We start from the raw sequence: 8,263 nt of genomic DNA on the forward strand, positions 1-8,263 counted from the left end.
TTGAAGAGCGCCAACGGCATCGCCGCCGTGCCGCGCTACACCAACCCGAGCCGGGTCACCTTCCGCATCTCCTCGCCCCAGCTCTCCCAATACGCCAACCTGATCCAGGCGCTGGACCGACTCACCGTCGGCATCGACACCCTCTGGCTGAGCGGCCTCTTCAGCAACCGCCAACGCGCCGATGCGGTCTATACCTGGCGCAACGAGCTCCTCTCCGTCGGTCGGCGGATTGTCGAAATCGAAGCGCGTGCCCGCGATTTCGCACGGCGCCAAGGCAAGGATGCGGAGATCGCCGCCGGCGATGCCGCGGCGACCTCCGTGGTGGTGATGGACGAGGAGGGCGGGTTGGCGGGAGACGAGGAGGAGGAAAGCTAAGTCGTGCACACCAACCCGATGCGAGTACAGCGGGCTTAGTTTTCCCGGCCGCCCCCGGCATTGTAGGGGGCGTTCAAACTAAAGGCGCGGCGTGGCTCAAGCGCTCGCGATCAGGTACCCGGCCGCGACCAGGAGCAGGACACCGCAAGCGGCCCGTCCGTATCCGAAGCCGCGGACCCGTCCCAGGGTATCGAGCCAGCGTTGGACGCCGTGCAGAGAGCCGGCGGCGAGCAGGACGCCGCCGCAGTGTCCCAAGGCGAAGAGCGCAAGCAGGAGGAGAGGCAAGGCCACCAGCCCCTCGGCGGACTGCATCCAGACCACCCCCAAAAGGGGTGCGATCCAGGCAAAGGCACAGGGGCCCAGGGCCAGGCCGAAGACGAGTCCGAGCAGCAGTGCAGTGGTCGGTCCTCTGGACTTGGGCTGAGGCAGGCCGCCGCGCCAGGTGATCGGCAGCCAGTCGAGCAAATAGAGACCGGCCAGAAGGCAGAGGCCGGCGACCAAATAATTACTCGAGACGCCGACATCGCCGGCGACGCGCCCGAGCCACAGGGTTGCGGCGCCGAGCGGCACCAGGCTGATCAGCACACCCAGCGCAAAGGCCAGGATGATGAGCGACTCGCGACGTGCGCGCTCACGGCTCGGCTCGGGCGTGCCTGCCAGATAGCCGACCAACAGCGGGATGCCGGCCAGATGACAGGGACTGAGCCAGATGCTGGCAAAGCCCCAGGCGAGGGCGGCCAGCGCGGCCACCCAGGCAGCACCGGACAGCGCCTCCGACAGGGGTGCGAGCCACTCCATCAGGAGTCGTCCGCAGTCGCCGGGCCGAGCGGCAGCCCGGCCGCCGCGAAGCGTTCACGGATGGCGTCCGCCGAGAGAAACCCGATGTGTCGCCCGAGCTCGCGTCCATCCCCGTCGAGGAAGACTTGGGTCGGGATGGCCATCACCTTCCACCGCCCGACCAGCTCGGGCTGTTCCAGGATATTGATGGAGACCAGCTGCAGGCGATCGCCGTGGCTGGATTGAAGCTCGTCGAGTACGCGATGCATGGCCACGCAGCTCGCGCAGGAAGTGGAGCCCAGCTCGACCAGCACGGGCCGACCGTCGGCGGTGATCTCGGTCGCCAGCGGGGGTGGGGCTGTACCGGACGAACTGCCCAGCCAGCGATAGAGTCCGGCACCGGCCAGCACCAGGATCACAACGGCGAGAGCGGGAAGAAGGCGTGTAAAGGTCTCCATCGTGCCCCCTCAACCGGCCGAGCCGACGCGCGCGGGCGCTGCCGCGACCGGCGGGCAGCACTCCTCGTAGGTCGGAATCCCCGCCCGCGATTCGTACCAGCCTTGGGTACGCATCACGACATGCACCACCAGCAGCATGACCGGGACCTCGATCAGCACCCCGACGACGGTTGCCAGTGCCGCCCCCGAGTTGAAGCCGAAGAGGGCGATGGCGGTGGCCACGGCCAGCTCGAAGAAGTTGCTCGCGCCGATGAGGGCGGAGGGACCGGCGACGCAGTGCGGGGAGCGCACCGCGCGGTTGAGCAGATAGGCCAGCCCCGAGTTGAAGAAGACCTGGATCAGGATCGGCACCGCCAACAGAACAATGATGAGCGGCTGCGCGATGATCTGCTCGCCCTGGAAGCCGAACAGCAGGACCAGCGTGACCAAGAGGGCGATCAGCGAGAGCGGCTGCATGAACGCCAGAACCCGGCGCAGCTTCTCGCCGCTCGGGTCCTGTTTCAGCAGGATGGTCCGCCAGACGTTCGCGATGATCAGCGGCACCACGATATAGAGCAGCACCGACAGCAGCAGGGTATCCCAGGGCACCGTGATCGCCGCCAATCCCAGTAGAAGTCCGACGATCGGGGCGAAGGCGAACACCATGATGACGTCGTTCAGGGCGACCTGAGTCAGCGTGAAATGCGGCTCGCCGCGCGACAGATTACTCCAAACGAAGACCATCGCCGTGCAGGGCGCGGCNNCCGGCGATGTAGGAGTCGATCTGCTCGGGCGGCAGGTAGGGCCGAAACAGCCCGCCGATGAAGAGCCAGGCCAGCAGGGCCATCGAGAAGGGCTTCACCGCCCAGTTGATGAAGAGCGTGACGCCGACCCCGCGCCAGTGCTCGGTCACGCCCTTGAGCGCCTTCAGATCGATCTTCAACAGCATCGGGATGATCATCAGCCAGATGAGCACCGCCACCGGCAGGTTGATCTGCGCGATCTCGATCGCGGCGACCGCATGGAAGGCACCGGGGGCCAGGTGGCCGAGACCGATGCCGATCAGGATGCAGAGGAAGACCCAGAGGGTCAGATAACGTTCGAAGAACCCCATGGGTGCGCCGCCGGCCTGCTTGCCCGTGGTTTCGCATTGGCTGCTCATGATGCCCTCGCCGTTGGACTCGAGATGGGCGCGCCGGGCCGGAATCCGGATCGGCGCGGGTGCTGTCGAGGATCATATCCGGTGTTTCGTATATATGGAAAATAGAATGTCGATGCGTTTGATCCGCGACAATCGCGACACCATCGAGCGAATCGCCCGCTACTCTGACTCCAACTGAAGATAGGTCTGGTTGACGTTGCGCTGATGCCAGCCTTCGATCTGCTCCAGATGCTCGAGGGCCGGTGTGTCGGCCAGCCGCTCGACCGTCTCGTCGATCGGCCCCCAGTTGGCGAGTGCGCACTCGACCTCCCGCACCAGCCAGTCCAGATCGTCGCGGGTGTCGCGCTTGGCTTTGGCAAGATCCGCCGGGTTGCCGTGGCCGGGGACGACGACCGTCGGCTGCAACGCCGCCATCGCGTGGAAGGTGTCGCGCCAGGCGCGAATCCGGCTGTGCGGCCAGACTCCGAGGATGGGATCCATGTACACCGGGTCGCCCGCAAAGAGCACGCCGGATTCGGGCAGCCAGAGGAGGGCGTCAGCAAGCCGATCCAGAGGCCGCCGACGCTGCGCCGAGCATTAGAGCGCAAAGTCTCCACCGTAAGGCTCGGATCCTTCCACGACCGGCAGGGTCAGCTCGTTGCCCCAATGCGACCAGCCGCCGTTGTAGAGTCGCACGTCCTCGTAGCCGAGATGCTTGAGCTGCAGATAGGCCAGGCCCATCCGGAACCCGTCGTGGCAGTAGACATAGATCCGCTTGTCCTTGGGGATGGCGGCATAGAGTGCCGCCAGACTCTCGTCGCTGCGCCATTTGCCGGTCTGTCCATCCACCCCGTCGAGACTCACGATGTTGATGGCCCCGGGGATGTGCCCGGCCATGATCGAGTGTCGGATCACCTCGCCGGTGTACATGTCGTTCGGGCGGGCATCGAGCAAGATCACATTCGGATCGCGGCGCGAGACGACAGCGTCGTAGACGTCGGCCCATTCGATGAAGAGCGCCGGGTCGGCGTCCTTCAGGGTGACGTTGCCGGGTGCTTTCGGCGGCGTCGGGTCCTTTTCAAGCTCGTTGAAGCCGGTCCACTCGATGGTCCCGCCGTCGAGGATCTTCACGCGGTCCATCTCGAAGCCGTAGAGTTCGAGCAGGAAATAGAGACGCGACGCCAGCGCCGTGCTGGAATCGTCATAGATCACGAGTGTCGAGTCGTCGTTCACGCCCCAGCCGCGCAAGGTCTCCTGGAAGGTCTCGCGTGAGGGAAAGCGCATGATCGGGCTGGCGTCGTTGTCGCCGAGATCCTTGAAGCGCTGGACCTGGACCGCGCCCGGGATATGTCCGACGGTGAAGAAGCGGTGCGGGTGATAGCGCACCTCCAGGACGATCAGATTCTCCTCGTCCAACCCGTCCGCGAGCCAGTCGGCATCGACCAGGAAATCCGGATTGGCGAGCGTCTGGATGGGCGCGAACAGCAACGCAAGCAGCGCGGCGAACCCGATCGGCAGAAGTGCTCGATACAGACTGTGCGACATGAAGTTCTCCTCTGAGGGTGTGTTGAGTTGTAGTGTGGCGTTGCAGGCCGGGCACATCGCGTGCGCCAACCAAGGCAGGGGATCGGCCAATAGCCGACTTTGCATTCACACCGACCGTGAAGTTGTTTAAGTCTTCGTTGTCGGTGTTGTCGATCCGTTGGTTCCAGGCCGCCAACAACTCGGACCGATCGGTCAGAGCATACTTGACGCCGAGACTCCAGTTGTCCTGATCACGATCGTAAAGGACGCCGTCGACGACCCGGCCGTAGACGGCACCGTCGCGATGCTGTCCGTCAGCGCCGATGATCCGAGAGCGGTTGATCCCGTAAATACCGTTGAAATACAGGTTGCGCCCGAGACCGAGAGAGTCGGCGTCCTCGTAGAAGGCGGAATGATTAGGATTAGGCCTCAACCGCAGCTTCGGCGGCCGAGCAGGCATGCAGCACGATCCGTGGCGTGGCCTATACTCGAACCACGAGGGCCTTTGACACAAAGCCAGTCGGAGAAACCAATGAAGAAGAGCTTTAAAGAGGTGCTGCAGACCCTGGTGGACGACCGCATCGCGGCCGGCGAGGATCCCCGAGACCTGTTCGAGGAGCTGCTTCGCGAGGCGAATCTGGTCTTCGGGCACTACAACCTGGAGTACGAGCTTGGCTTGTTCGCGAAGGCAGAAGACACGGATTAGCACTGAATGATGAGTGATCCCTCCGATACAGCGCACGGGGGTTCGGCTCGCGCCGGTCGCGCCTCAGGGACCAAGCCCCCGCGACCAGGATGGCAAGGAAAAAGAGGAAGGCCCAGTTCGCGAGCGAGAGACCAAGAATCACCAACTCGCGGTCCGCGCAGAAACCGCTGGCCATGAAGAGCGAGGGCACCTGTTGGCCGAGCCATTCCACGAGGCGCTCGATCGTGCCGGGCGGCCCGCCGATGCAGGAGATGCTGTCTTGCGGCTGCGATTGCAGCTTCAAGGACGAGATGGGCGTCTTCAAGGACGAGATGCTGGACTTCAAGAACGAGTCCTTGCGCTACCGATGTCTTTCCGGAGTTCTCGGATCGGCGTTTGATCGGCGTGCTGGCCAGTCTTTACCCGGACCAGAGCATCGTCACCGATGCCACATCAAAGGGCGTGCTCGTGATGGGCATGGGCGATGAAACCATGGATGTCCTCAACCCGTCGGCGTTGGACTCCGGCGATTAAATCGCCTGCGGCCCGCATGGCGCCCGTCGCGACACGTCCGACGTCGTCTCCCTGCTCACGCCGCACCTTTCTCTCCGGTCTGCCGGCGGCCAAGCGGATCCCGTACGCGCGTCGAGCCAGCCGTTGCGCTTCGGCCTGACGCCCGTCGTGCTCGACGATCGGATCGGTTTCCTGAATGGCAGAAGATGAAGCGCTACGGCGTCACGTGGCCGGAGTAAAGGATCGGGGCGAGGTGTTCAGTCCCCCATGTTGCGCGGCCAAGGCGGGATCCGCCAATCCAGACTCAGCGCCAAGAGGCGCAACCCGGTCGCGGTGCCGGCACCCGCCAGCAAGGTCAGCCAGGGCTCGGCACCGAGGGCGTCGACGCCGATGAAGACCCAGCAGCCCACGAAGGCGCAGAGCGCATAGGGGCTGTGATCCTGGAACACGACCGGGATCTCGTTGCAGAGCACATCGCGAAGCACCCCGCCGAAGACGCCGGTCACGACCCCCATGATCACCACAACGATGACCGGCATCTCAGCCACCATTGCCAGTGCAGCGCCCGAGACGGCGAACAGCCCGAGCCCAAGGGCATCCGTGACGTTCATGACCCGCTCCGCCCAACGATGCCGCATCAAGCCGAGCAAGGGCGAGCCGATCAAGGTCAGCACCAGGACCAGCCAGACATACTCATGATGCTGCACCCAGAAGAGCGGGCGGCGGTCGAGCAGCACGTCACGCAGCGTTCCCCCGCCGAAAGCCGACGCGAAGGCGACCGTGAAGACCCCGACGATATCCATCCGCCGACGCGCGGCCTCGATCAGACCGGACACGGCAAAGGCGATGATGGCGACGATTTCGATGATGATCAGCATAAGCTTCTACGGCCGTCCGGCGACTCGCGATGCCCGATAGCGTCCTGCGCGCGCGGGCACAATTGCGTCGGGCCCCGAGTTCTGACGCCTCCTTGATCCAGTGTGCTATGGTCCCGAGAAATCATCGGCATCGGTCGGAAGTTGCGGGCATGGCCACCGTCATCTTCGATACATTAAAGTTTGTGGAGAAGCTCAAATCGGTAGGAATTCCCGAGGATCAGGCGAAGGTCATCTCCGAGGCGTGCCGGGATGCGTCGGGAGAGGCAGAGCTGATCACGAGGAAAGACCTGCAGATCGAGCTTGCGCCGGTCCGGTCGGATATCAGCCCAATCAAGTGGATGATGGGAATCCTGCTTGGAGGCGTGATGGCCCTTTTGCTTAAATCATTTTTCCCCGCGTAGCCAACACCGCCGACGGCATAACCTCCGGCGCTCGGCACGGTCCACCGCCGCCACCCGGATTGGGCGTTTGAGCCGTGAGGATGGGTTTCGCTGCGCTCTACCCATCCTACATGTTTCGGTTGTTTTTGAATCGTTCCCTCGATTATCCGAGGCGCGATAGATCCCGCACGGCGCCGTGGGCAGCGCTGGTCGTCAACAAGGCGTAAGCCTTGAGTGCGGTCGAGACCTGACGCTGGCGATCGAGCGGTTTCCAAGCCCCCGCGCCGCGTGCCTCCATCGCAGCCCGGCGGGCGGCGAGGGTGTGCTCGTCCACGGCGAGATGAATCCGCCGGCTCGCGATGTCGATCTCGATCCTGTCGCCTTCCTCCACGAGCGCGATCAAGCCGCCTTCGGCCGCTTCGGGCGAGACGTGGCCGATGGAGAGCCCCGAGGTGCCGCCCGAGAAGCGCCCGTCCGTGATGAGCGCACAGTGTTTGCCGAGCCCCTTGGATTTGAGATAACTGGTCGGGTAGAGCATCTCCTGCATACCGGGGCCGCCCTTGGGTCCTTCGTAGCGGATCACGACCACGTCGCCTGCCTTGACCTGATCGGTGAGGATGGCGGTCACCGCATCCTCCTGACTCTCGTAGACGCGGGCCGGCCCGACGAAGGCGCGCAGAACCGATGTCGGCACGCTGGTGGTATAGCGCAGCTCGTCGTTTTCGATCGCGGCCGATTCGAACATGCTCGGATCGACCCCGGCGGTCTTCACGATACAGCCCTCCTCGGCCAGATTGCCGAAGAGCACCGCAAGGCCGCCGTCGCGGCTGTAGGCATGCTCCAGATCACGGATACAGCCCTCTGCGCGGTCCAGGTCCAGATCCGGCCAAAGCTGCGATTGGCTGAAGGCGACCTGCGTGGGGACGCCGCCCGGTGCGGCCAGATAGCGGCGACGCGCCTCTTCATCCTGCGTGTAGCGCACGTCCCACCGCGCGAGCGCCTCGCCGACTGACGCGCTGTGCACGGTCGGCAGATCGCGATGGATGAGCCCGGCGCGGTCCAGCTCGGCGAGGATGCCGATGACGCCGCCGGCGCGATGCACATCCTCCATGTGATATTTCTGGGTCGAAGGCGCGACCTTGCAGAGATTGGGCACGCGACGGCTCAGCCGATCGATGTCCTCCATGCTGAAGGGCACGCCGCCCTCGTAGGCCGCCGCCAGCAGATGCAGCACCGTGTTGGTGGACCCACCCATGGCGATGTCCAGGCTCATGGCGTTCTCGAACGCCTGGAAGGTCGCGATCGAGCGGGGCAGCGCGCTGGCGTCGTCCTGCTCGTACCAGCGGCGCGCGAGCGAGACGATCAGACGGCCGGCTTCCAAGAAGAGATCCTTGCGCGCGGCATGGGTAGCGAGCAGCGAGCCGTTGCCCGGCAGGCTGAGCCCGAGCGCCTCGGTCAGGCAGTTCATGGAGATGGCCGTGAACATGCCCGAGCACGACCCGCAGGTGGGACAGGCGCTGCGCTCCATGGCCAGACTCTCGGCGTCGCTGACG

At 64.7% G+C, this 8,263-nt stretch carries 9 protein-coding genes and 3 pseudogenes; 4 read left to right on the forward strand and 8 right to left on the reverse strand.

Translation table 11 applies throughout. The annotated features are described in order from the left end of the window. Positions 1 to 375 (forward strand): annotated as a pseudogene (locus B4N44_RS07655) (plasmid stabilization protein); the annotation flags it as partial. A 96-nt stretch (positions 376 to 471) separates the two neighbouring features. Here the strand turns inward: B4N44_RS07655 and B4N44_RS07660 are convergent. The 5 genes and pseudogenes from B4N44_RS07660 to B4N44_RS07680 form a co-directional block, all read right to left on the reverse strand. Then, positions 472 to 1,173: a cytochrome c biogenesis protein CcdA gene (locus B4N44_RS07660; RefSeq protein WP_296698860.1), complete on the reverse strand. Its 702-nt coding sequence runs from the start codon at positions 1,171 to 1,173 to the stop codon at positions 472 to 474. Continuing rightward, entirely contained in the window at positions 1,173 to 1,610 is a 438-nt protein-coding gene (locus B4N44_RS07665; protein WP_296698863.1) for a thioredoxin family protein, read from the reverse strand. Before B4N44_RS07665 ends, B4N44_RS07660 begins: the two co-directional genes overlap by 1 nt. 9 nt (positions 1,611 to 1,619) lie before the next feature. Further along, positions 1,620 to 2,751, reverse strand: a pseudogene (gene arsB / locus B4N44_RS07670) (ACR3 family arsenite efflux transporter). Between the two features lie 159 nt (positions 2,752 to 2,910). Then, complete coding sequence (locus B4N44_RS07675; RefSeq protein WP_296698880.1) at positions 2,911 to 3,303, reverse strand: MBL fold metallo-hydrolase; 393 nt, start codon at positions 3,301 to 3,303, stop codon at positions 2,911 to 2,913. A 24-nt stretch (positions 3,304 to 3,327) separates the two neighbouring features. Beyond that, on the reverse strand, positions 3,328 to 4,275 hold the full coding sequence (locus tag B4N44_RS07680) for a sulfurtransferase (RefSeq protein ID WP_296698866.1): 948 nt from the start codon (positions 4,273 to 4,275) through the stop codon (positions 3,328 to 3,330). Between the two features lie 511 nt (positions 4,276 to 4,786). Here B4N44_RS07680 and B4N44_RS07685 point away from each other — a divergent pair. After that, a complete protein-coding gene (locus B4N44_RS07685) occupies positions 4,787 to 4,960 on the forward strand; it encodes a hypothetical protein (protein ID WP_296698885.1) in 174 nt (57 codons plus the stop codon). A gap of 82 nt (positions 4,961 to 5,042) precedes the next feature. On the opposite strand, the pseudogene B4N44_RS07690 reads toward B4N44_RS07685, so the two are convergent. Beyond that, positions 5,043 to 5,285, reverse strand: a pseudogene (locus tag B4N44_RS07690) (disulfide bond formation protein B); the annotation flags it as partial. Between the two features lie 50 nt (positions 5,286 to 5,335). Here B4N44_RS07690 and B4N44_RS07695 point away from each other — a divergent pair. Further along, the gene (locus B4N44_RS07695) at positions 5,336 to 5,473 is read left to right on the forward strand and encodes a hypothetical protein (protein WP_296698869.1); all 138 of its coding nucleotides are present in this window, start codon (positions 5,336 to 5,338) and stop codon (positions 5,471 to 5,473) included. 236 nt (positions 5,474 to 5,709) lie between these two features. On the opposite strand, the gene B4N44_RS07700 is transcribed toward B4N44_RS07695, so the two are convergent. After that, positions 5,710 to 6,330, reverse strand: a complete 621-nt coding sequence (locus tag B4N44_RS07700; protein WP_296698870.1) for a trimeric intracellular cation channel family protein — start codon at positions 6,328 to 6,330, stop codon at positions 5,710 to 5,712. A 149-nt stretch (positions 6,331 to 6,479) separates the two neighbouring features. Here B4N44_RS07700 and B4N44_RS07705 point away from each other — a divergent pair, with 149 nt between their 5' ends. Then, entirely contained in the window at positions 6,480 to 6,731 is a 252-nt protein-coding gene (locus tag B4N44_RS07705; RefSeq protein WP_296698873.1) for a DUF1640 domain-containing protein, read from the forward strand. Between the two features lie 142 nt (positions 6,732 to 6,873). Here the strand turns inward: B4N44_RS07705 and ilvD are convergent. Then, positions 6,874 to 8,263, reverse strand: a 1,390-nt coding sequence (gene ilvD / locus B4N44_RS07710; protein ID WP_296698876.1) for a dihydroxy-acid dehydratase, incomplete at its 5' end; no start/stop codon positions are given.

This window comes from Thiocapsa sp. UBA6158, assembly GCF_002423035.1.
Lineage (GTDB): Bacteria > Pseudomonadota > Gammaproteobacteria > Chromatiales > Chromatiaceae > Thiocapsa.